Genomic DNA, 21,418 nt, shown 5'->3' with positions numbered 1-21,418 from the left:
CCAAACGGTATAAATGGTAAATATGGTAAAAGGAGGGAATAGTGATGCCAAAAAGGAGAGGCCACGGGGAGGGTACGGTTTACCAGCGGCCTGACGGGCGATGGACGGCGCAAATAACTGTAGGCATTGACCATGAGGGGAAGCAGAGAAGGTTAACCCTTTACGGTAAGAGCAAGAAGGAGGTCCTGGAAAAACTGACCCAGGCCCTTTACCAGCAGCAAAACGGCGGCTTTATTGAGCCGTCGAAGATTACCGTCGAGCAATGGCTAAATCGCTGGCTTACTGATTATGCAAAGCCTCATTTGCGGCAGAGCACATGGGAAAGCTACGAAACGGTTTTAAGGCTCCACGTTATTCCTACTCTGGGCAGTATTCCGCTGAAGAAACTCCAACCGGCTGATATACAACGGCTTTATGCGTCTAAACTCGAAAGCGGCTTATCGCCGACCAGGGTACGCTATATCCACGTTGTTCTCCATGAGGCCATGAGCCAGGCAAGGGAGAGTGGGCTGCTTTTGCAGAACCCGACCGAGGCCGCTAAACCGCCACGGCACCCGAAGAAGAAGGTCCAACCGTTAAACCCGGAGCAGGTAAAACGATTCCTGGAAACAGCTAAACAGGACCCCCTTTACCCGGCGTTTTTGCTGGCCCTGGGGACGGGCCTGCGGCGGGGTGAAATATTAGGTTTGCGCTGGCAAGACCTCGATTTGCAGAAAGGCATCCTTCAGGTACGCCAATCCTTGATACGCACAAGGGAAGGGCTTAAATTCGAGGAGCCGAAAACTGAAAAGAGCCGGAGGCAAATACCCCTGCCGCCGAGTGTAGTCGCTGCATTGAAACGACATAAAGCCTGGGTTAACCAGAATAAACTCATTTTAGGTCCTGACTACGAAGACCACGACTTGGTTTTCCCAGTGGAAAACGGCAGGCCTCGTGATCCTAAAGGGTTTGCCGAGTACTTCAACCGCTTGCTGGATAAGGCTGGCCTGCCGCATATCCGGCTGCATGACCTGCGGCACACCCACGCTACTTTACTCCTTCTTGAGGGTGTTCATCCCAAAGTCGTTCAAGAAAGATTGGGCCACTCCACGGTTAGCATAACCCTGGACATTTATTCCCATATCCTGCCGGGGCTACAGGAGAAGGCGGCTGAAAGGATTGACGGTCTGCTGCAACCAAAAGAAAACTCTTCCCCAAAGGAAGGGACCATAAAGTAACATCCAATATTACCGGGGCCGCCACCCCGGTTTTTCATACCCACTGAAGCAAATAGCAGTAAGATAGCAGTCAAACAACCATAAATTGTAAAACCGCTTTATCTTTAAAAGGCCTTTCAGGCCTTGATTTTCTTGGTGCGAGAGGCGGGACTTGAACCCGCACGGACCAAAAGGTCCACGAGATTTTAAGTCTCGGGCGTCTGCCGATTCCGCCACTCTCGCAGGCAAGAAAAATTATATCATATAAACGCCGGGCTATTCAATACTAACTTTAAATTCCCCGCCTCTGAATGCTCCGGTAATGGAAGTACCAGTTTCCTGCTTTACGTAGAATATCCCCCCGGCTGTAGCTACCGGCCGTTCATCTACCACCATCTTCGCTTCCGTAACCACCATCTGGTCACCGTCATGGATTACCATCCCCTGGCAAACAACCACCTGACCTGGCTGCACCGGGCGTAAATATCCTACCTGCAGGTTGAGGGTCACTGCTTGCTTACCTGTAGTCCGTACGGCCGTGCCCATGGCCAGGTCGGCCATGGCGGCATAGACACCGCCATGCAGGGTCTTCCATGGGTTTAGATGCTTAGGTAACACCTTTAACTGCACCACGCTACGGCCAGGGCCGATCTCGACAACTTTGAGGCCCAGGAGATTGGCGAGGGGATTTTCAGGTAGGACCAGAGAAAGACATTTTTGCAGCTCCATATCACCAGCAGGCCGGTAAAAATCCCCTTTCATGGCGCCACTCCTTTTGTTATAATTGACTTCCAAAGCAGGCAAGGAGGGGTTTCTATATCTAGTTTAGCAATTAGAAGACCTGGAGGAGGAGCTGGAAGAGCTGCTCAACCAGCAAAGGGAGGCGCAATTAAATCCTAACAGCTAATCTATTACATGTAACAAGAAAGCCATCCTGCCGATAGTAGGATGGCTCTACAATTTTACCAACCTGGAGGCGCGGGCCGGATTTGAACCGGCGAATAGCGGTTTTGCAGACCGCGGCGTTAGCCTCTTCGCCACCGCGCCAGGATATAAAAATGGAGCGGAAAACGGGATTTGAACCCGCGACCCCCGCCTTGGCAAGGCGATGCTCTACCGCTGAGCTATTTCCGCTCGCTCATTGCATAGCTGATTATAGCACGTGACTGCAGGTCCTGTCAAGGCCCCCCGCGATCCCTCAGGTTAAAATAAACCTGAAGGAGAGCGCACGCCTGAAGCCCGAACTTACCACGCCATTACTTACAAGTCCGCTTCCTTTTCACCGGGTAGGCCCGTCCAGGACCGCAGGGGTTCAATTATCGTTTTTTCCCGTCAGAACACGCTCTAATTCCGCCTGGACGGCCGGGTTGGCCAGGGCAAAGACCAGATCCCCTTCTTCCAGCACAGTATTTCCACAGGGGACAATTGCCGTATTTTCCCGCACAACGGTCACCAGGATACACTCATTCGGAAATGGTATGGTCTTGATCTTCCGCCCCAGAACGGGTGCTTCGGGACCGAGCTTGAACTGGATCATCTTTAGGTCTTTGATGCCCTGCATCCACATGGCGGCCGTGGAATCCATGTCCACCCTTTCCTGGATGAGCCCCAGGATGAGGGAGGCCGGGCCGATTACCTGGTTGACCCCCAACCAGCGGAAGAGTTTCTCATTGCCCGGATTATTAACCAGGGCCAGGGTACGCTTGGCCTTAAACTGGCGCTCTGCCAGCTGGCAAATAACCAGGTTGTCCTGGTCGTCGTCGGTTACTGCTACCACGATATCGGCTTCTTCGGCTCCCGCTTTTTTTAGAAAGTGGGCCTTGGTGCCATCGCCGATGACTACTTGCAGGCCGAGTTCCCCCTTTATTTTTTCTCCCTTTTGCCGGTCGTTTTCCACCAGGACCACGTCGCAGCCCCAGGCGGCGCACTGCCTGGCCACCTGGTAACCCACTTTGCCGCCACCTACAATTATGATCCTCATGACCCAACCCCTTTCTTTTATATCTATTCGCTCCAATAGCCCCACTTCCTTCCTTGATAAATTTTATTTACCTCGGTACGGACGCCCCTGGCCAGCCAGAATTTTTGTCCCGGTGATTTCAAGGTTATGCCGGTATTACGCCCTGCTGCCTTTCGTTCCGGGGGAGGATCGGCCGATCAATAGGCGGAAGAAGTGGGGGACGAAGGGATTTCTTTCGTAATTCCCGCGAACGTGTGTTCGCCTTTTGCGGGTAGCCGTGCTATGCTAAAGCTGTCCGAAGGGAGGTGAAAAAAATGCCTGTTACCAACACCCCGCTGGCTTCCAGCCTGCGAATCCGGGTCCAGACCGGTACCAACGCTAACGGTCAACCTATTTACCGGGTACGTACCTACAACCGCGTAAAACCGGAGGCTACTGACCAGGACGTTTATGACGTAGCTCAAGCTCTAGGCGGGTTGCAGGTTTATCCGGTCAGCGCCATCAGCCGGATCAACGAAGGCGACCTCAGCGCCGGCGCCTAGGGACGGGGCGCCGGTCGGCAGGGAAGTAGGGGGACGATAGCCGCCACGTCAGGTAAAGTGACATGGCCAGGTGAAGGAGGAACCCAGGGAGGGCCGGGCTGGGCCGCCCTCCCCAACTTCCCCGCTACTTTCCATCTTACTGAAAGGAGGTGGACAATCATGCCGACAAAACGGCTGGAGCTAATCTTCCAGAACGCCGCCGGGCGTCGTACCACCCTGGTCATCCAGGAACCCAGGGAGAATTTGACCGAGGCCGACGTCCGTGCCGCCATGGATCTTATCCTGGCCAGGAACATTTTCACTTCGCCCGGCGGCGACCTGACGGCTATTACCGGTGCCCGCATCGTCACCCGGGATGTGACTGATATCATCGCTTCTTAAAACTACACCGGAAATAACTTCACTACCGGCTGATATTGTTGGCGCTCGCTTTGTAGTCCTCGTGGAGCGGCCAGAAATCAGTTCGCCCACAACATTGCGTTGAGTGCTGACACAACTCCGGGCCGGGACGGTGTTCCCGGCCCTTCTTAATGGTTATGTCTTTGCTTTTCGGCTTCGCCTGGGCTGTTTCACCCCTCAGACCAAGTTGTTCGCTTCAAAAAATGCCACCGGGATAAACCTATCAATTACGAGGTGATAAGCATGTACCAGGTACGGTTTGCCTTTTTCGCCCGGCAACGCCGGGGACGTTGTGACTGCTGCGACCGCCAGCAGGTCGTGGAGCGTAAAATTCTACTCCTGGAAGATGACGACTTAATCGGGGACTTCATTCTCTGCGGCGAGTGCGCTGCAGCCCTGGAAGCACTCCTGGGCAGGGCCCGGGAAACGGTAACCCGGGCAGGGGATATTTGCCGGCGGGCCGTCCAGGTCAGGGGATAGCCCTGGTAAATAAATAGGGAGGAAGTAATTATGGAAAACCTCTGGGTTCAGATTGGCAACTATGGCTTCCCGATGGTTATTGCTTTTTATCTATTAGTTCGAATCGAGAAAAAGCTCGACGACCTGACAGTGGCCATCAATGACCTGGCGCGGACCCTGGGAAACAGGGGGTGAGCTAGGCCCCTTGGTCCAGAACGTTTGTTCGGATATAATAAAAGCAAAAAGCAGGTCCGGGGGCAACGCCCTTCCTGGCCGGGTAGGTCAACCGCCTGGGCGACCTGATCATCGTCTGCCGGAATAATAAAAGCAGTCCCTGGCTGTAAGGGGGCTGCTTTTTTCTATGCACTCCTCTGGCAGGAAAATCCCGTATAAGTGACGAATAGCTATCAACAACCAGCTATTCAGGAAAGGGTGTGCCTGTCATTAATCGCTGCATTATTAAGAAGGCTGCTACGTTGCTCTTGTGTGCCAGTTCTCTGGCAGTAGTGCCGGTGCCTGCCGCTGCTGCCAGCGAAAGCGTTAAACTGGTGATTGACAACAAACCACTGACAGTACCGGCAGGGGACCAGGGAGCTTTTATAATGGGGAACAGGACCTACGTTCCTTTAAGGATCATCAGTGAAAAACTGGGAGCCAGGGTGGACTGGCAACAGGATGCCAATCGGGTTATTATCACTACCAGAGAAACGCCATCGGTTCCACCCCCGGCGGATGATCGAAAGAATCAGGGAGAGGTACAGATTATCATTGATGGTAAGATTTTACAACTCCCTCCTTCTCTGGGGCGCCCTTACATAACCCCTGCAGGGCGGACAGTAGTTCCCCTGCGGGCGGTGGGCGAAGCCCTCGGTTGCGAAGTTAACTGGGTGGCCTCCACCAGTACAGTAGAAATTAGATCCGCTACTTATAAACTGCTGCTAGAGTTAGCCGGTTACCGAAGCAACCTGCGGTTGCTGGACGGGACAGTAATCAACTCCGCCGAACTCTTAAAGATGGATCCCTCATCTTTCGGCCGGGAACAACTGCAGCAGTTCCGGGAATTCCTGGGGTACCTCAAGAAGTATGACCAGCAGGTCAAGTTGCCCGACGGCACGGTGTTAAACGTCGCCGATATCACCATCGAGGGGCAACCGGTAGCCAGCGCCGCCCAGCTCCGGGCCTGGATCGCCAGTGAAATCCCCCGCCTGCGGGTCAAGATGCAGGAACAGTACCACCGCGACCTGCTTCCCATCCCGGATCTGGCCGAACTGTACCTGCGGCTCGGCGCCGAGTACGGCATCCGCGGGGACCTGGCCTTTGCCCAGGCGGCCAAGGAGACCAACTTCTGGCAGTTTACCGGGAGCGTCAAGCCCGACCAGAATAATTACTGCGGCCTGGGGGCCCTTAGCAGTCCCAATACGGGGAATGAGCCCCTTAATGGCGCCGATCCCACTAAAGTCCGGTTCGCGCCCGGCGTCTACGGGGCCATCTTCGCTTCCCCGGAAATCGGGGTCGAAGCCCATATTCAACACCTTTATGCCTACGCCACTAAAAAACCCTTGCCCCCGGGTAAGGTGCTCTATGACCCGCGCTTCAATTTGGTACAGCGCGGCTCCGCCACCACCTGGCAGGGACTCAACGCCCGTTGGGCGGTTCCGGGCATTACTTACGGCCAGAGCATTATTGAGGATTACTGGCTGAAAGCCCTGGCGGCGAAATAAAGTAAAGGGGTGAACGGTCCGACAATCGTTCGCCCCTTTGTAATTTGTTTAAACCAGGCCAGCTACGCTGGTAAATTAGCTGGTCAAGATGTCTTCCTAAATGGTCCCTGGATAGGAGGTGAAGTTTGAGCAGGATTTGGATACCGCGCGGCGAATTATTCCCCCTGGTGCAGGTTTTAATAATGCACCAGGTCCTATTTTCTGGCGGTGATAATATGATCCGTTTTCTCCATACAGCCGACTGGCAGGTGGGTATGAAGGCCCGGCACGTGGCGCCGGTAGCCGCCCGGGTGCGGGAGGCGCGCCTGGAGACGGCCCGGCGTTTAATGGAAATCGCCCGGGAGCGCCGGCTGGACTTTATCATCATTGCCGGCGATGTCTTTGAAGACAACCAGGTAGATAATAAACTCGCCCACCAGGTAGTCCAGATTCTCTCCCTGGCCGCACCGGTTCCAGTCTATATCCTCCCCGGTAACCATGACCCCCTGACTCCTGATGCCGTTTATGAGCGCCGCGTCTTCAGGGAGGGTCTGGCCCCCAATATTCATCTGTTGCGTACTAACCAGCCCGTTACTGTTCTGCCCGGTGTGGTCCTGCTGCCTGCGCCCAACCGGGCTAAAAATTCCCCGGAAGACCCCACAGAAAAGATGGCACCGGTACCGGGAGGAGTCATCAACATCGGCGTTGCCCATGGCTCCTTGCGCATCGAGGGGCGTTACCAGTCCGATGACTTTCCCATTCCGCCGGAGGCGGCGGAACGCCGGGGCCTGGATTACCTGGCCCTGGGCCACTGGCATTCCTTTTTCCAGTACGGAGACCGGACTTTTTATCCCGGCACTCCGGAACCCACCGGCTTTGAGGAACGAGACAGCGGCACAGCAGCCCTGGTAACTATTGAAGGGTACGGCGCGCCGCCCCGGGTGGAAAAGATAAAGACCGGCACCCTGGGCTGGGAAACCTGGCGGCAGGAGGTCCACGGCGACCCCCGGGAAACCGTCCGGGCTCTTAAACTCCGGGTGGAAGGCCTGGCCAGCCCCGGCCAGACCCTCCTGCGCCTCGCCCTTTACGGGCGGGATACCAGCGGGGATCAATCCTGGCTGAAGGAACTCCGGGACTGGCTGGAGGCCCGGTTGCTATACCTCGATCTGGATACCACCCGCCTGGCTACGCAACCCCTGACGCCAAAGCTCCAGAACAGGGCTCGCTCCCAGCCCTTCCTGCGGGCTGCCATCGCCGACCTGGCCGCGTTGGCCAGGAGCCTGGGGCAACCCCTGGAAGACGTGGAAAATGTAGCAGACCCGGGAACCAGTCTGGATGCCGACCTGATCGACAGGATACTCCGGGCCGGCATCAAACCCGGGGACGTCCGGGAGGCCCTGGGAGTGCTGGCCGAAGTAGTAGAGGAGGTCTAAAGCAGTGTTCCTGCACTCCCTGACTGTTGCCGGTTTGCGTCGTTTCCGCAACCCCGTGGCCCTGACAGGTTTCGACCCGGGGATCAATATCATTTACGGCCCCAATGAATGCGGTAAGTCAACCCTTATCTGGGGGTTGATCCTGGCCTTTTTGAACCGCCATAACGTGAGCGGCGAGGAGATTGCCAGGTTCCGTCCCTGGGGTACGGCGCTGAATCCCATCATTAAGGTGGAGTTCACCGCCGGCGGCAAGCGCTACCGGCTGGACAAGGGCTTTTTGGACGAAGCCCGGTGCACCTTGTCCGAATGGACAGGAGGGGGCTACCAGGATTTGGCCCGGGGTAAAGCCGCCGACGAGATGGTCTTCCAGATGATGCAGGCTCAGATGGCGGGCCGTGGCTTGACCAAAAGCTCCCAGTGGGGCCTGGCCCATCTCCTCTGGATGCCCCAGGACAGGGAACGCCTGACGGCCCCGGCCCTAACGGGCAATGTCCAGGACTACTTCCGTGAGTCTCTGGGCTCCACCATTTTTACCCCTGCTGATGACCGCCTGCTGGCGGTAATCGACAGGAAATACAGTGAGATTTATACCCAGAAGCGGGGCGTCCTCCAGGCCCGCTCCCCCGTGCATCAAGCCCGGCAGAGATTGGAGGAGATCAAGGAGCAGCTGGCTACCCTCCGGCAAGCCCTGGAGCAGGTTAACCAGGTGGTGGCAGAACTAGAAACGCAGCAGGCACGCCATGAGGCGCTGCAACAGGAACTGGCCGGCCTCCGGGCAAGGGAGAAGGGATTAAAGGAACAGGTCGAGGCCATTAAAACCTTGCAGGCCGGCTACCGGCAGGCGGAAGCCGAAGTAAAAACGGCCACTACCATCTGGGAAAAATTAAAAACAGAATGGTGCCGGGTTAACGAGCTGGAAGAAAGCATTAACCTGGCTAACGCCGAAATAAATCAGGAGAAAGATTCCCTGGCGTCCCTGGGTAACGCCTGGCAGGAGGCGGGTCAAAAGCTGGGTGCCGCTGAAGAACGCCTGGCAACCCTGGAAAATGAACTGGGTCGGGCCCGCAAAGCCCTGCAGCAATCCTATGACCGGCAGCAGGCCCGGGAGCGCCTAGTGCGAATCGGCGAGCTGTCCCGGCGCCTTAAGAAAGCCCGCCAGGTTACCGCCCGGATTGCCGCCCTGGAGGGCGAGCTGGCCCGGCAACCCCTGCCCGGCCCGGAAGAGGTCAAGACCGTCACAGAAACCTGGAACCGTATTAATTCCCTGGAGGCCGAGGCCCGGGCCATGGGCCTGAGCATCAATTTCCGGGCCTATCGCGACCTGGAGCTTAGCGTTACCACTGCAGCCGGCCGGGAGAAGCGCCGGGTGGGCCCGGATCAACCCCTTCTCCTGGATGCCACCGACCGCCTCGCCCTGGAGATACCCGGCGCCGGCCTCCTGGAGGTACGTTCGGGTTCCAGGGACCTGCATAAGCTTTTACAGGAGATTGCCGGCCTGCGGCAAGATCTGGAGCATACCCTGGCCGCTTTTGGCGTTGCCAGTGTGGACGAATTGCAGGAAAGGTATAACTGGAGCGTCCGCCAAAGGACGGAGTTGAAGGCTCTGGGGGACAACCTGGGGCAGGTCCTCGGCCCGGGTAATACCCTGGAGGCCATGGAAAAGCAGGTCTTAACGGAACAGACTGCCCTGGCGGAGCAATGTGCCGCCCTGGGGATTACCGGGGAGGAACTTCTGGCCCTACCGGGACCGGATATCACTCCCCTGAAGGTGCAGGTGAAAAACCTCCAGGAAGAGGAGGAAAAACAGAAACAGGTGGTAACCCAGCTGAGGCAGCAGTTTCAGGACCTGGAACGAAGGCTAGCAGAAGAGCAGAAGAAGCTGGAGACCCTGCAAGCCCGGATCAGGGCCGCCAGGGAAGAACGTGCCCGGCGCCTGGAGGCCTGGGGCGGCTCCGCCGCCAAATTGCAGGCCGAACTGGTGGCTGCGGAGACGGCCAGGAGCAACAAAACCCTGACCTTGGAAGAGCTTAAGCATCGCCTCCCCACCAATGCTGCTGAAATTGAACAAGAAGCAAACCGGGTGGAAAAAAAGAGGGAAGAACTCGAACGGGAAATCCTGGTGGTCCGTGACAAGCTTACCAGCCTGAAAACACAGCTGGATCTTAGCAGTGGCCAGGGTCTCTATTCCCGGTTGGCCGGCCTGGAAGAGGAATATGAACTGGCAGGTGCTGAATACCAGCACGCGGCCCGGTACGCCTGGGCTATCTGGTTATTACACCTGATCATGCACAACCGCCGGGACCAGATGCTGAACAGCCTCACCGGGCCGGTGAGGCAGGAAGTCAGCGACCTCTTTCAGCAGATTACCGGCCGCCGGGAACGTAGCGTCGAACTGAATGCCGATCTTTCCCTGGCCGGCCTAAAGGTGGGAGTGGCAGACCCGCAACCCCTGGATGTCTTCTCGGTAGGCACCCAGGAACAGCTTATGGTCGCCATCCGCCTGGCCCTTGGGCGTTTTTTGGGCGCCGGCGAACGACAGCTGGTGGTCCTGGACGACGCCCTGGTAAATACAGACGCCGGCCGCCGTAGCCGCATTCTGGATTTGTTGGCCGCCGCAGCAGAGAAACTGCAGATAATAATCCTTACCTGTCACCCAGAGAACTACAGCGGACTAAAGGGAAGGCTGTTTAACGTAGAAGAGCTCGGGTAGAGGCTTCCCCGGCGGCCAGACAATAGCCTCCGTTTCTTAAAAAGCCCCCGCACTGGCGGGGGCTATACTAAAAGGGACACTACTGCTGCTGGGGTTGCTGCGCCTTCTGGAAGACCTTGTACTGGGGTTCCTGGCTTTCCAGGTAATTGACCCGGCCCTTTAAGCCCTGAGCAATACTATCGAGCTGGTTGGCGTAGTCGGTGAACTGTTTCTTGGCGTTTTTGTCCTCAGTTTGCAGGGCGTAGGTTTTCAGGTCAGCTACCGCGCCTTCCAGGCTGGTGAGGGTCTGGTGCATCTGAGTACCAATGGTCATAAGATGCAGCCTCCTTTGCAGTTTTGGTCCCTGTTCGTTTTATAGTTTTACCTTGGCCGGGGATAATATAAGGGACAATTTCTACCCTTAAGGGAGCCCTTGACCAAATATGGACAGAAGCATATAATTAAAATAAAAATTGGTCTTTTGGGTATTTCGGGAGGTGGTAGTTAACGTTGAAAACGTTAGTGCCACCTTTTGCGTTTTAATAAACTTAAGGGTAAGGAGGTTTTGACTTTGAACCTGGCGGCAACCTATGTCGGTGAAAAGGTACTGGAGCAGGGGGTAAAATTGATTCTCAATAATCCCGAAAAAAATATCCCGCGCCTGATCACCCTGGCCGAAAAACTGGCGCGGGACCCCTACCACCGGGAGATGGTAGCCAACGTTAAGAAAGTACTGGAAAATAAAGAAGGCAACTGGTACCAGTTTGCCCGACGGTTGCTGACCACAACCCATCCCAATATTCGCCAGCGCCTGGCCATGGATTTTTTTGTTAATTCTACCTTTATTGGCGTACCGCGGCAAAAGGAATGGGCGGCGAAACTGGGAGTGGCAGTGCCCTGGGCCATTCTCATGGACCCGACGGAGAAATGTAACCTCCACTGCCGGGGCTGCTGGGCCGGCGACTACCAGCGGGCCCGGGAGCTGGATTTCGCCACTATGGACAGGGTAGTTACTGAGGGGGAGAAGCTAGGGATCAACTTTATTGTCCTCTCCGGGGGGGAACCCATGATGCGGCGGGGAGATATTGTTCGCCTGGCAGAGAAACATCCCGACCAGGTCTTCCATCTCTTTACCAACGGTACCCTGATTGACCGGGCCTTTGTGGACGACATGGTTCGCCTGGGTAATATTACCGTAGCCCTGAGCCTGGAAGGTTTTGAGGAAAAGACCGACGCCCGCCGGGGTAAAAGCGTTTTCGCCAGGGTGATGCAGGCCATGGATCTCATGCGCGAGGCCGGGGCCGTATACGGGGTCTCGGTCACCTACAGCCGTAACAATACCGAGGAACTGGGCAGCGAGGAATTTGTAGATATGCTGGTGGAAAAGGGCGTGGCCTTTGGCTGGTATTTCACCTATATCCCCATCGGCAAGGACGTGGACTTGGAGATGATGGCCACGCCGGAGCAGCGGGCCTGGATGTTCGACCGCATCCAGTATTTCCGCCAGACGAAACCCATCTTTCTAGTGGACTTCTGGAACGACGGCGAGGCGAGCAACGGCTGTATCGCCGGCGGCCGGCGCTACTTCCACATCAACGCCGCCGGGGAAGTAGAGCCCTGCGCCTTTGTCCACTACAGTACCTGTAATATTAACCATATCAGCCTGGTGGAGGCCCTGCAGAACCCCCTTTTCTGGGCCTATCAGAAACGCCAGCCTTTTAATACCAACCTGCGCCGGCCCTGCCCCCTTATCGACAACCCGGAGATGCTGCGGGAGATGGTGGCCGAGGCGGGCGCCCGCTCGACCCAGCTCCACGCTGACGAGACAGCGGAGGAGTTCGCGGCCAAACTGGCCCCCTACGCCCGGGATTGGGGGGCCATCGCCGACCGCATCTGGAATGAGGCCGGGAAGGCGGGTAAGACAGCTGCGGGAGACAGGTGCTGCCAGGCCCATTGAACAATCAAGGGTAGAAATGGTAAAATGACCTTAAAGGGAGAGCCCTTTAGGGTCAATTATTTTTTGCACCCTTAAAAGGGCCGACCCCTGTTTGGTTAAATATTTTTGCGGAAAGGTAAGTGGGAGGATTGACAGGAGAGAAAATAATCAGCCTGGAGACGGCCCTGCAGGCCGGCCGCCAGGAAACCAGGGATCTCTACCGTCGTTATATCAATCCTGGCCTGGCCACGATGCTGGCCCTGCTGGACTTCGACAAGGCCTTTGTCCGGGCCGAGGGAATGGCGGTCTGGGATAAGGACGGTAAACGCTACCTTGATTTCCTGGGCGGCTACGGCGCCCTGAACCTGGGCCATAACCCGCCGGAGGTGCTGGCGGCAGTCAAAGAGGCCATGGGCCGCCCCAACCTCCTCCAGGCTTCCCTCAATCCCCTGGCGGCAGCCCTGGCCCATAACCTGGCCCAGGTTACTCCGGGCGACCTGGAGCGGGTTTTTTTTAGCAACAGCGGGACTGAAACGGTGGAGGGCGCCCTGAAACTCGCCCGGGCGTCTACAGGTAGGGAGAAGATTATTTACTGCCAGAACTCCTTTCATGGCAAGAGTTTCGGTTCTTTATCGGTCACCGGGCGCCAGAAATATCAGCGTCCCTTCGGTCCCCTGTTACCTGGCTGTGAGGCCGTCCCCTATGACGACCTGGAAGCCCTGGAGGCCAAACTCTCCCGCCGGGACGCGGCCGCCTTTATCGTCGAACCCATCCAGGGCGAAGGCGGGGTTATCGTTCCCCATGACGGTTACCTTAAAGGGGCGCGGGAACTCTGCGACCGCTACGGCAGCCTGCTGATTATCGATGAGATCCAGACGGGCTTTGGCCGGACTGGTTATCTATTTGCCTGCGAGCATGAGGGCGTGGTCCCGGATATTATGTGCCTGGCCAAGTCCCTGGGCGGCGGCGTCATGCCAATCGGCGCCTATATTGCCCGGCCGGCAGTATGGGATCGGGCTTACGGCGGTATGGACAAAGCCCTGCTCCACACCTCCACCTTCGGCGGCAACAGCCTGGCCACAGCCGCCGGCCTGGCAGCCCTGCAGAGCATCCTGGATCAGGACCTGGCCGGCCGGGCGGCTGCTATGGGGCGTTATTTCCTGGAGAGGTTACGGCAGCTAAAGGAAAAGTACGATCTAATTAAAGACGTCCGCGGCCGCGGCCTGATCATCGGCCTGGAATTTAACCAGCCGGTGGGAGGGCTGTTAGATAAACTGACCCGGGGCAAGGTTAACGAACTGGCAGGAGAGTACTTCGGTTCCCTGGTAGCCGGCGAACTCATGAACAAGTACCAGGTGATAACAGCTTACACCCTGAACAACCCCAACGTCATCCGCCTGGAGCCGCCCCTGATCGTCGGTGAGGAAGAGATTGACCATGTAGTGAATGCCCTCGAAGCCGTGCTTCGTGGCCATGGTTTCCTGGGGGTAACCTTAAGCAGCACCCGGACCGCCCTGGGTTCCCTCTTTAAACGTAAATAGGGCATAAATACTTGCTATTCCCGGCAGACTAAATAAAAAATCAGCCGGGAGGTGCGAGTGCTTTTTAAACTATGCCTGAAGACAACGTCATCGTTTATACCACCCCGACCTGACCCAGTTGCGCTACGGTGAAAGAGTATCTTTCCCGTCATGGCGTTGACTACGAGGAAAAGGACATCACCACCGATGAGCAGGCCCGGGAAGAGATGTACCGGCGCACAGGCCAGACAGCGGTGCCCACCCTGGTGGTCAACGGCCAGGTAATGGTCGGCTTCGATGAGACCCGCTTGCAAAAAATCTTGCACTAAGCCTGCACTGGCCGGGGACCCGCCCCGGCCTGGTTATTTTTGGCCACCCCAGGTGGTGTATAGGTATGCATAGATTACTGGCGGCAGGGAAAAATGATGGACGATTGATATATTTTTACAAAGGAGGCCACCTGATGAGTTTAACCCAGGCGGAATTAATGCAGCTCCGGGAAAACTTGAGCAACGAAATGCTCATGATCCAAAAGTTCGGGGCTTTTGCCGCCCAGTGCACCGACCCGCAATTGAAGAACGTCCTCACCTCGGTGCAGCAGGCCCACCAGCGCCACTATAATACCCTGATCCGCCACCTGGGCGGACAACAACTGATGTAGGAGGGGAAGTAAATGCCCATCCAGGGATTCGATGATAAGAGTATTTTTAGCGATTGCCTGGCCAGCGAAAAGCTCTTAACCAGTTGCTACAACACGGCCATTACTGAATGCGCCAATGATCAGTTGCGGCGGGATTTCATGGCTGTTTACCAGGATGAACAAAATTGCCTGAAGGCAGTATGGGATGTCATGCACGCCAGGGGCTGGTACCAGTTGAATCTGGCCAGCCAGCAGGAGATCAGCCAGCTGCAGCAGCGTATGCAACAGGAGCACCAGCGCCTGCAGCAGGTCGGTATGGCTGGCGGTGCCTTCATGGGCCAGCCCCAGATGGGTGGTATACCTCAGTACCGCATTTAAAAGGGTAGGTTAGTTCTCCCTTTACGGCTGTCACGGGAGAGCACAGCATGGCGATAAGATACCCCCGGCAGGCCGGGGGTATCTTTTTAGTCCCATGGCCGCGGTCTTAATCCCGCTGACCATCGCGACGGCTGTAGGGGAGGGGTACATACTGCACCGAAGGCCGGCGGCTGGCCGGCTGGGGATAAAGTTCCATGAGCTGGTATATCTCCCGGGGCAGGCCGGTTTTCACCGGGAGGCCCATTTTAATCAACTGGTCCACACCGATGGGGTAGTCGTGGGTCCAGCGGCCCTCACTAAAAACTGTAGCCAGTTCCTCGGCCCGCTGGCGTTCCATTTTCTCAGCCAGGAGTTCCACCAGGCTCTCCCGGACCTGATTCATGGCCTTGCGGGCAATGTCGCCCAGGATGAGGATACGGTCGTCGATCTTATTTTTATCCTTTTCCTCGATAACCTTGATAATCGAGGCCGCCGGGTACTCGCCCAGCTGGGGGTCTACAGGCCCCAGGACGGCGTTTTCGTCCATGACGATCTCATCGGCCGCCAGGGCGATGAGGGTGCCCCCGGACATGGCGTAGTGGGGGACATATACGGTAACTTTGGCCGGGTGCTTTAAGATGGCGTGGGCAATCTGTTCGGCCGCCAGGACCAGGCCCCCCGGGGTATGGAGAACCAGGTCGATGGGCATATCATCGGGGGTCAGGCGGATGGCCCGGAGGATTTGTTCGGAATCCTCAATATTGATATAGCGGCTCAGGGGAATGCCCAGAAAGCTCAGGGCCTCCTGGCGATGGATGAGGGTGACCAGGCGGGAGTTCCGCCTTTTTTCAAAGGTTTTGATGAGGTGCAGGCGGGCTGCTTCAATCCGCCGCTGGTGGATCATAGGTAAGAAGGCCGAGATAATAAAGATAATCCAGATGATGGATAGAAAGTCCAAGTGCTAGTACCTCCTCCACAAAATGCTTAAGAGACCGGGCACTACAAGTTTCCTCCAGGCGCTGGTTGCAGTCTATTATTCCTCTCCTGACAACAGGATATGCCAGGTTATCCACGCGGGTACCTGGGGTCACTTAGTTCATGGTAACCGCTAAATTTGCGACTATGTCGAACAAAAAGGGCTTTGGTATAGCAGGAATACCAAATAAAATAACGAATTCTTAACATGCATTAAAGCGAAACGGCGTTCGGTTATGTCGAATATTACCAGGCCTGTAAGGGTGGTTTTTTAGGAATGAATATTGTATACTTAAAATAACGAACATCGTTTGACATAACCGAATGGAGGCCGTTCCCGTGGAGGCAAAAAAGACCAGTAGGAAAGACCATCCACCCCAGATACGCTCGGTGGCCAAGGCCCTGATGATCCTTGATCTCCTGGCGGCCAGCCAGCGGGAGATGTCCCTGGCGGAGCTGGCCCGGGAGATGGAACTACCTAAAAGTACCCTGCACGGCCTGCTATCTACCCTGCGGGACTATGGCTATATCGAGCAGTCGGCCTTCGACGGCCGTTACCGGCTGGGGATTCGCCTGTTTGAGATCGGCAACGCCGTCGCCAACAACTGGGACGTCCGCCGGGTGGCCGCCCCCTATATCCAGCACCTGGTAGAAGAGTTGGAGGAGACGGTGCACCTGGTTATCCTGGATAAGGGCGAGGTCTTATATATCGATAAGCGGGAGAGCCGCCAATCCCTGCGTATTGTTTCCCAGGTGGGCATGCGCCTGCCGGCTCATTGCACAGGGGTGGGGAAGGTGCTCCTGGCTTACCTTCACCCCAGCGAAGTAAAGCGCATCATTGCTCTTAAGGGATTGCCCCGCTACACCAGGAATACCATTACCGACCCGCGCCGGCTGGAAGCGGAATTAGAGAAAATCCGTTCTCAGGGGTACGCCATTGATAATGAAGAGATCATGGACGGTCTTCGTTGCGTGGCGGCGCCCCTGCGGGAACACAACGGCAAGGTTTGCGCGGCCATCAGCGTCTCCGGGCCGGCAGCCCGGATGGACGGAGAGAGGCTGCAGCTGGCGATAGATCGTATTACCCGGACGGCGGCCGAGATTTCGGCCGGGTTGGGTTACCGGCCCGTCGTGGAGAGTGATGCCAGTGGAGCTTAGGGATTTCCTCTTTGCCCCCCTGGAGGGGAAAAAATTCATCTTTAAGATAACGTCCCGGGAAAAAGGGATCTTTTCCGGGGCTGCCCGGTTGGAGCAACAGGCCAGGGAGCTGGGCCTTGAGTTTACGATCCTGGCCTCCGAAGGAGCGCCCCTGGAACCCGGAAGCTGTATCCTTCGGGGCCAAGGCGGGGCGGAGGAGGTCATCCGGGCCGAAGAAATGCTCCTGGGTGCCATTGGTAAACCCTCGGGGGTGGCTACGGCGGCGGCCGATTTTGTCCGCCGGGCCGGGGGTCGCATCAAAGTCGTCTGCGGCGCCTGGAAGAAGGTAGCCCCGGAGGTAAGGTCCGACCTGCGCCGGGCCATCGCCACTGGCGGGGCGGGGGTACGCATTACCGACCGGCCCTTTATCTACCTGGATAAAAACTATGTCCGCCTCCTGGGCGGTGTCGGCCCGGCTGTTGCCCGGGCCCGGGCCTATGATCCGGAACGGGTAATTGCCGTGCAGCTGCGTGGCGAACTCCAGCCTGTGGCAGTCGAAGCCGCAGTAGCCGCAGAGGCCGGGGCCGGCATCCTGATGGTGGATACCGGGAACCTCCGGGACCTGAAGGCGGCAGTGACGGCGGCCAGAACCGGAGGCTGGCGGGAACAGGTCCAGATAGCCTTTGCCGGTGGTGTCACCCCGGCCGGATTGGAGGCCGTTATCGCCGCCGGCGCCGACATTGTGGACGTAGGCCGGGCCATCATCGATGCCCCCCTGTTAGATCTGAGCATGGATGTAGCAGAGTAGTTTAACTAGATGAAACCTAATTAATTCCCTATAGATTCCAACTAAAGCAAATTATATCTCGGTATCCGTGACGCAGGAAAGGAGGGAAAACTATGGAGTGGGATCTGCTGGAGAAAACGACCTTCTGGATTGACGATATCGACTTGAGCAAGGCCGATCTGGGCCAGGTGGCTGCCGTTGCTGCCGCGGCCCTGGAGCTGCCGGTGAAAGAAGTAATGGTGGTCGACGTGCGGCCGGGCCTGGTAGCCTTTGACATCCTGAGGCGCCGGGTCCGGGCCGAAGCCGTAGCCGGCAAAGAGAGGGTAATCCTGCAACGGCTGGCGGAGTTGCCCGGGGTAACCCTGGGACCGGGGGCCGCCGTCCATTCCGAAGGCGTCCTGGGCCTCATCGCCCTGGAGCCAGAAGAGGCCGCCAGCGTTCTGGCAGAGTCGGCAACCCTGGCCAGGGACATCAAGCAGGCGGTGACCCGGCGGGCCATTGTCTTTGCCTCTGGAGCCGAGGTCATCGCCGGTAAGATCAAGGACACCAATTCCCCCTATATCCTGGCCGCCCTGGAAAGGAACGGCTACCAGGCACGCTTCGGCGGCGTCCTCGAGGACGATTTGGTAGCGGCAGCCAACCGCCTGGAAGGGGCCCTGGAAGAAGGTTACGGCCTGGTTATCACCACCGGGGGCGTCGGGGCTGAGGATAAAGACTTCAGCGTCGAAGCCATCTTACGCCTGGACCCGGAGGCCCACACCCCCTGGATCTTGAAGTTTAAGCCCGACTATCAGCGCCACCACAAAGAAGGAGTCCGCATTGCCGTGGGGCAGGTGGGCATGACCATAATGGTGGCTCTGCCCGGCCCCCATCAGGAGGCGCGCCTGGGCTGCGACCGGCTGCTGGCCGGCCTGGAGCAGGGCCTGGCAGGCGGGCCCCTGGCGGAATATATTGCCAGCGCCCTGCGGGAACGCTGGCGCAGCGTAATGAAAGAAGGAGGCCACGAACATGGATTATCGAGCCATTGCTGCTGAACTCCTGGCAGCCGAAGCAAACTGCAGGCCCATAGAACCCTTGACCGGGACCTATCCGGACCTGACGGTAGAAGACGCCTACCGCATCCAGCTGGCCGGTATCGAGACCAAACTCGCCCGCGGCAGCAAGGTCATCGGTAAAAAGATCGGCCTGACCAGCAAGGGGATGCAGCAGTTGCTGGGAGTCAATGAGCCTGACTACGGCCACCTCCTGGACAGCATGCTCCTGCTGGAGGGTGAGCCCTGCCGGCGGGAGGAACTCCTCTGGCCGCGGGTGGAGGGCGAACTGGCCTTCATCCTAAAGGACCCCCTCAAGGGCCCTGGGGTGACCATTGCCGATGTCTACCGGGCCACGGAAGGCATCATGCCGGCCTTTGAGATTGTTGACAGTCGCATCCGCGACTGGAAGATCAAACTCCCGGACACCATCGCCGACAACGCCTCCAGTGCTCGCCTGGTCCTGGGCAGCCGTATGGTGCCCATAAAAGACCTGGACCTGCGCCTCATCGGCATGGTGCTGGAGAAGAACGGCGAAATGGTCAGCAGCGGCGCCGGCGCCGCCGTCTGGGGCCACCCGGCCGCAGCCGTAGCCTGGCTGGCCAACAAGCTGGCCGCCTTTGACATCGCCCTGGAGGCCGGGGAGATCATCCTATCCGGCGCCGTGACGGCAGCCGAGAACGCCAGTGCCGGCGATGTCTTCACCGTATCCTTCTACGGCCTGGGGAGTCTGAGCCTGAAATTTATATAGCAAGGGGATGTTAGTGTGGACAAGGTAAAAGTGGCTGTTATCGGCCCGGGCAATATCGGGTCCGACCTGATGTACAAGATCCTGCGCAGCCGGCATCTAGAGATGGCCCTGATGACCGGTATTATCGAATCCGAGGGCATCAAGCGGGCCAGGAAGCTGGGTATCAAGACATCCATCGAAGGTGTCAAGGCCGTCCTGGCGGAAGACGATATCAAGATTGTCTTTGACGCCACCGGGGCCAAACCCCACTTACAGCATGCGCCGCTTTTAAAAGAAGCGGGCAAGATCGCCATCGACTTGACACCGGCGGCAGTAGGTCCCTACGTGGTACCCTGTGTCAACCTGGACCAGGTTAAGGCCGAACCAAACCTTAACATGGTCACCTGCGGTGGCCAGGCTACAGTACCCATCGTCTATGCCATCAACCGGGTGGCCGGGGCCAGATACGCTGAGATTGTAGCCTGCATCGCTTCCAAGAGCGCCGGGCCGGGGACCCGCCAGAACATTGACGAGTTCACCCAGACTACGGCCAAGGCCCTGGAGGTTGTCGGCGGGGCGAAGAAGGGCAAAGCCATCATTATTCTGAATCCTGCCGAGCCACCCATTATGATGCATAACACCATTTATGTAGAGGTCGAAAAGCCCGACATCGAAGCCATTCGCGCTTCGGTTGAAGCCATGGTCAAGGAAATCCAGAGCTATGTTCCCGGGTACCGGCTCGTCGTGCCGCCCATTCTTGACGGCAACAAAGTAACGGCAGCTGTTGAAGTGGAGGGTGCTGGTGACTTCCTGCCCAAATACTCCGGTAATCTGGATATTATCACTTCAGCAGCCGTGGCGGTAGCTGAAAAGCTGGCCCAGGAACTGCAGGTAAAGGAAGGGGTAGCATGAGCGCTAGGTCAATCCACATTGTCGATACAACCCTGCGTGACGGTAGTCACGCCGTCAGCCACCAGTTTACGGCCGAGCAAATAGCCGCCATTGCCGGCGGCCTGGACGCGGCCGGAGTGGAGTATATCGAGGTTTCCCACGGTGACGGCCTGGCCGGTTCCTCTTACAACTACGGCTGGGCAGCCCTGGGGGATGAGGAAATGCTAAAAGCCGCTAGCGCGGCGATAAAAAAAGGCAAACTAACTGTCCTCTTACTCCCCGGCATTGGCACCGTCGAGGACCTGAAGATGGCGGCCGACTGCGGCGCCAAAGTGGTCCGGGTGGCCACCCACGTCACCGAGGCCGATATCGGCGAGCAGCATATCGGCATGGCCAAGAAGCTGGGTATGATGGCTGTTGGTTTCCTTATGATGTGCCACATGGCGCCGCCGGAAAAGGTAGTGGAACAGGCCAAACTCTTTGAGTCCTACGGCGCCGACTATATCAACATCGCCGACTCCGCGGGGGCTATGTTACCGGAAGATGTCAAAGCCCGGGTAGGTGCCGTGGTCGAAGCAGTAAAAGTACCTGTTGGGTTCCACGCCCACAACAACCTGACCATGGCTACGGCCAATGCCCTGGCGGCGGTAGAGGCTGGCGCGACTTTCCTGGACGGTGCCTGTCGTGGCCTGGGGGCCGGAGCCGGCAATGCCCAAACAGAAGCTTTAGTCGGTGTGCTTGACAAGCTGGGCTACCGGACGGGTGTCGATTTTTACAAAGTCATGGACGTAGCCGAAGACATCGTCGAGCCTATCATGCACCGGCCCCAGGTGGTGCGTAACGCACCCTTAATGCTGGGCTACGCCGGTGTTTACTCCAGTTTCTTACTCCACACCTACCGGGCGGCCGAGAAATTCAACCTCGACCCCCGGGACATCCTGGTGGAACTGGGAAGGAGGCGCATGGTCGGCGGGCAGGAAGACATGATTGTCGATGTGGCTTACCAGTTAGCACAAAAGAGAGGAGGAAACTAAAC

23 protein-coding genes and 3 tRNA genes are annotated in these 21,418 nt (G+C 57.4%); 19 read left to right on the top strand and 7 right to left on the bottom strand.

The features are described 5' to 3' along the window. Window positions 1-44 precede the first annotated feature (44 nt). Window positions 45-1,217 carry a tyrosine-type recombinase/integrase gene (locus tag MOTHE_RS08765; protein WP_053094923.1) on the top strand — a complete coding sequence of 391 codons (1,173 nt, stop codon included), beginning with the start codon at window positions 45-47 and terminating at the stop codon, window positions 1,215-1,217. A 133-nt stretch (window positions 1,218-1,350) separates the two neighbouring features. Here MOTHE_RS08765 and MOTHE_RS08760 read toward each other — a convergent pair. From MOTHE_RS08760 to MOTHE_RS08740, 5 genes are all read right to left on the bottom strand, one after another. Beyond that, a tRNA-Leu gene (locus MOTHE_RS08760) sits at window positions 1,351-1,439 on the bottom strand. A gap of 33 nt (window positions 1,440-1,472) precedes the next feature. Further along, complete coding sequence (locus tag MOTHE_RS08755) at window positions 1,473-1,958, bottom strand: PaaI family thioesterase (RefSeq protein WP_011393296.1); 486 nt, start codon at window positions 1,956-1,958, stop codon at window positions 1,473-1,475. 209 nt (window positions 1,959-2,167) lie between these two features. Then, window positions 2,168-2,243 (bottom strand) — tRNA-Cys (locus MOTHE_RS08750). A 12-nt stretch (window positions 2,244-2,255) separates the two neighbouring features. After that, window positions 2,256-2,330, bottom strand: a tRNA-Gly gene (locus MOTHE_RS08745). 178 nt (window positions 2,331-2,508) lie between these two features. Then, window positions 2,509-3,177, bottom strand: a complete 669-nt coding sequence (locus MOTHE_RS08740) for a potassium channel family protein (RefSeq protein WP_011393295.1) — start codon at window positions 3,175-3,177, stop codon at window positions 2,509-2,511. A 293-nt stretch (window positions 3,178-3,470) separates the two neighbouring features. Here MOTHE_RS08740 and MOTHE_RS08735 point away from each other — a divergent pair, with 293 nt between their 5' ends. From MOTHE_RS08735 to MOTHE_RS08710, 7 genes are all read left to right on the top strand, one after another. Further along, window positions 3,471-3,698: a DUF1659 domain-containing protein gene (locus tag MOTHE_RS08735; RefSeq protein ID WP_011393294.1), complete on the top strand. Its 228-nt coding sequence runs from the start codon at window positions 3,471-3,473 to the stop codon at window positions 3,696-3,698. A 159-nt stretch (window positions 3,699-3,857) separates the two neighbouring features. Then, on the top strand, window positions 3,858-4,079 hold the full coding sequence (locus MOTHE_RS08730) for a DUF2922 domain-containing protein (protein ID WP_011393293.1): 222 nt from the start codon (window positions 3,858-3,860) through the stop codon (window positions 4,077-4,079). Between the two features lie 261 nt (window positions 4,080-4,340). After that, window positions 4,341-4,577 (top strand): hypothetical protein, encoded by a 237-nt coding sequence (locus tag MOTHE_RS08725; RefSeq protein WP_011393292.1) that lies wholly within the window; start codon window positions 4,341-4,343, stop codon window positions 4,575-4,577. A gap of 30 nt (window positions 4,578-4,607) precedes the next feature. Beyond that, window positions 4,608-4,751: a YvrJ family protein gene (locus MOTHE_RS12890; protein ID WP_069590222.1), complete on the top strand. Its 144-nt coding sequence runs from the start codon at window positions 4,608-4,610 to the stop codon at window positions 4,749-4,751. 239 nt (window positions 4,752-4,990) lie between these two features. Further along, the gene (locus MOTHE_RS08720) at window positions 4,991-6,277 is read left to right on the top strand and encodes a stalk domain-containing protein (protein WP_011393291.1); all 1,287 of its coding nucleotides are present in this window, start codon (window positions 4,991-4,993) and stop codon (window positions 6,275-6,277) included. Between the two features lie 125 nt (window positions 6,278-6,402). Then, window positions 6,403-7,689 carry a metallophosphoesterase family protein gene (locus MOTHE_RS08715; protein WP_053094922.1) on the top strand — a complete coding sequence of 429 codons (1,287 nt, stop codon included), beginning with the start codon at window positions 6,403-6,405 and terminating at the stop codon, window positions 7,687-7,689. 4 nt (window positions 7,690-7,693) lie between these two features. Then, the gene (locus MOTHE_RS08710; protein ID WP_053094921.1) at window positions 7,694-10,399 is read left to right on the top strand and encodes an AAA family ATPase; all 2,706 of its coding nucleotides are present in this window, start codon (window positions 7,694-7,696) and stop codon (window positions 10,397-10,399) included. A 79-nt stretch (window positions 10,400-10,478) separates the two neighbouring features. Here MOTHE_RS08710 and MOTHE_RS08705 read toward each other — a convergent pair whose 3' ends face one another. Next, window positions 10,479-10,712 carry a DUF1657 domain-containing protein gene (locus MOTHE_RS08705; RefSeq protein WP_011393288.1) on the bottom strand — a complete coding sequence of 78 codons (234 nt, stop codon included), beginning with the start codon at window positions 10,710-10,712 and terminating at the stop codon, window positions 10,479-10,481. 237 nt (window positions 10,713-10,949) lie between these two features. Here MOTHE_RS08705 and MOTHE_RS08700 point away from each other — a divergent pair, with 237 nt between their 5' ends. The 5 genes from MOTHE_RS08700 to MOTHE_RS08680 all read left to right on the top strand — a co-directional run bounded on the left by MOTHE_RS08700 (window position 10,950) and on the right by MOTHE_RS08680 (window position 14,852). Beyond that, window positions 10,950-12,335, top strand: coding sequence for a radical SAM/SPASM domain-containing protein (locus tag MOTHE_RS08700; RefSeq protein WP_053094920.1), 1,386 nt, complete (start codon window positions 10,950-10,952; stop codon window positions 12,333-12,335). Between the two features lie 128 nt (window positions 12,336-12,463). Then, window positions 12,464-13,855 carry an aspartate aminotransferase family protein gene (locus MOTHE_RS08695; protein ID WP_011393286.1) on the top strand — a complete coding sequence of 464 codons (1,392 nt, stop codon included), beginning with the start codon at window positions 12,464-12,466 and terminating at the stop codon, window positions 13,853-13,855. A 71-nt stretch (window positions 13,856-13,926) separates the two neighbouring features. Further along, window positions 13,927-14,163 (top strand): glutaredoxin family protein, encoded by a 237-nt coding sequence (locus tag MOTHE_RS08690; protein ID WP_489660286.1) that lies wholly within the window; start codon window positions 13,927-13,929, stop codon window positions 14,161-14,163. A gap of 134 nt (window positions 14,164-14,297) precedes the next feature. Beyond that, the gene (locus MOTHE_RS08685; RefSeq protein WP_025773065.1) at window positions 14,298-14,495 is read left to right on the top strand and encodes a hypothetical protein; all 198 of its coding nucleotides are present in this window, start codon (window positions 14,298-14,300) and stop codon (window positions 14,493-14,495) included. A 12-nt stretch (window positions 14,496-14,507) separates the two neighbouring features. After that, entirely contained in the window at window positions 14,508-14,852 is a 345-nt protein-coding gene (locus MOTHE_RS08680) for a spore coat protein (RefSeq protein WP_011393283.1), read from the top strand. Between the two features lie 106 nt (window positions 14,853-14,958). Here MOTHE_RS08680 and MOTHE_RS08675 read toward each other — a convergent pair whose 3' ends face one another. Beyond that, window positions 14,959-15,789 carry an SDH family Clp fold serine proteinase gene (locus tag MOTHE_RS08675; protein WP_011393282.1) on the bottom strand — a complete coding sequence of 277 codons (831 nt, stop codon included), beginning with the start codon at window positions 15,787-15,789 and terminating at the stop codon, window positions 14,959-14,961. Window positions 15,790-16,145: 356 nt separating this feature from the next. Between MOTHE_RS08675 and MOTHE_RS08670 the strand changes: the two genes are divergently transcribed. The 6 genes from MOTHE_RS08670 (at window position 16,146) to dmpG (ending at window position 21,416) form a co-directional block, all read left to right on the top strand. Beyond that, on the top strand, window positions 16,146-16,964 hold the full coding sequence (locus tag MOTHE_RS08670; RefSeq protein ID WP_011393281.1) for an IclR family transcriptional regulator: 819 nt from the start codon (window positions 16,146-16,148) through the stop codon (window positions 16,962-16,964). Next, window positions 16,948-17,751: a beta/alpha barrel domain-containing protein gene (locus MOTHE_RS08665; RefSeq protein WP_011393280.1), complete on the top strand. Its 804-nt coding sequence runs from the start codon at window positions 16,948-16,950 to the stop codon at window positions 17,749-17,751. Before MOTHE_RS08670 ends, MOTHE_RS08665 begins: the two co-directional genes overlap by 17 nt. 92 nt (window positions 17,752-17,843) lie before the next feature. Then, window positions 17,844-18,764, top strand: coding sequence for a molybdopterin-binding protein (locus tag MOTHE_RS08660; RefSeq protein WP_011393279.1), 921 nt, complete (start codon window positions 17,844-17,846; stop codon window positions 18,762-18,764). Next, the gene (locus MOTHE_RS08655; protein WP_011393278.1) at window positions 18,739-19,512 is read left to right on the top strand and encodes a 2-keto-4-pentenoate hydratase; all 774 of its coding nucleotides are present in this window, start codon (window positions 18,739-18,741) and stop codon (window positions 19,510-19,512) included. Before MOTHE_RS08660 ends, MOTHE_RS08655 begins: the two co-directional genes overlap by 26 nt. A 15-nt stretch (window positions 19,513-19,527) precedes the next feature. Next, entirely contained in the window at window positions 19,528-20,403 is an 876-nt protein-coding gene (locus MOTHE_RS08650; RefSeq protein WP_011393277.1) for an acetaldehyde dehydrogenase (acetylating), read from the top strand. Then, window positions 20,400-21,416 (top strand): 4-hydroxy-2-oxovalerate aldolase, encoded by a 1,017-nt coding sequence (dmpG, locus tag MOTHE_RS08645; RefSeq protein WP_011393276.1) that lies wholly within the window; start codon window positions 20,400-20,402, stop codon window positions 21,414-21,416. Before MOTHE_RS08650 ends, dmpG begins: the two co-directional genes overlap by 4 nt. The last annotated feature ends 2 nt before the right edge of the window (window positions 21,417-21,418 follow it).

It is taken from the genome of Moorella thermoacetica (assembly GCF_001267405.1).
Lineage (GTDB): Bacteria > Bacillota > DSM-521 > Neomoorellales > Neomoorellaceae > Neomoorella > Neomoorella thermoacetica.
Note: the sequence above shows the minus strand (reverse complement) of the source record. Positions and strands in the feature narration are given on the sequence as shown.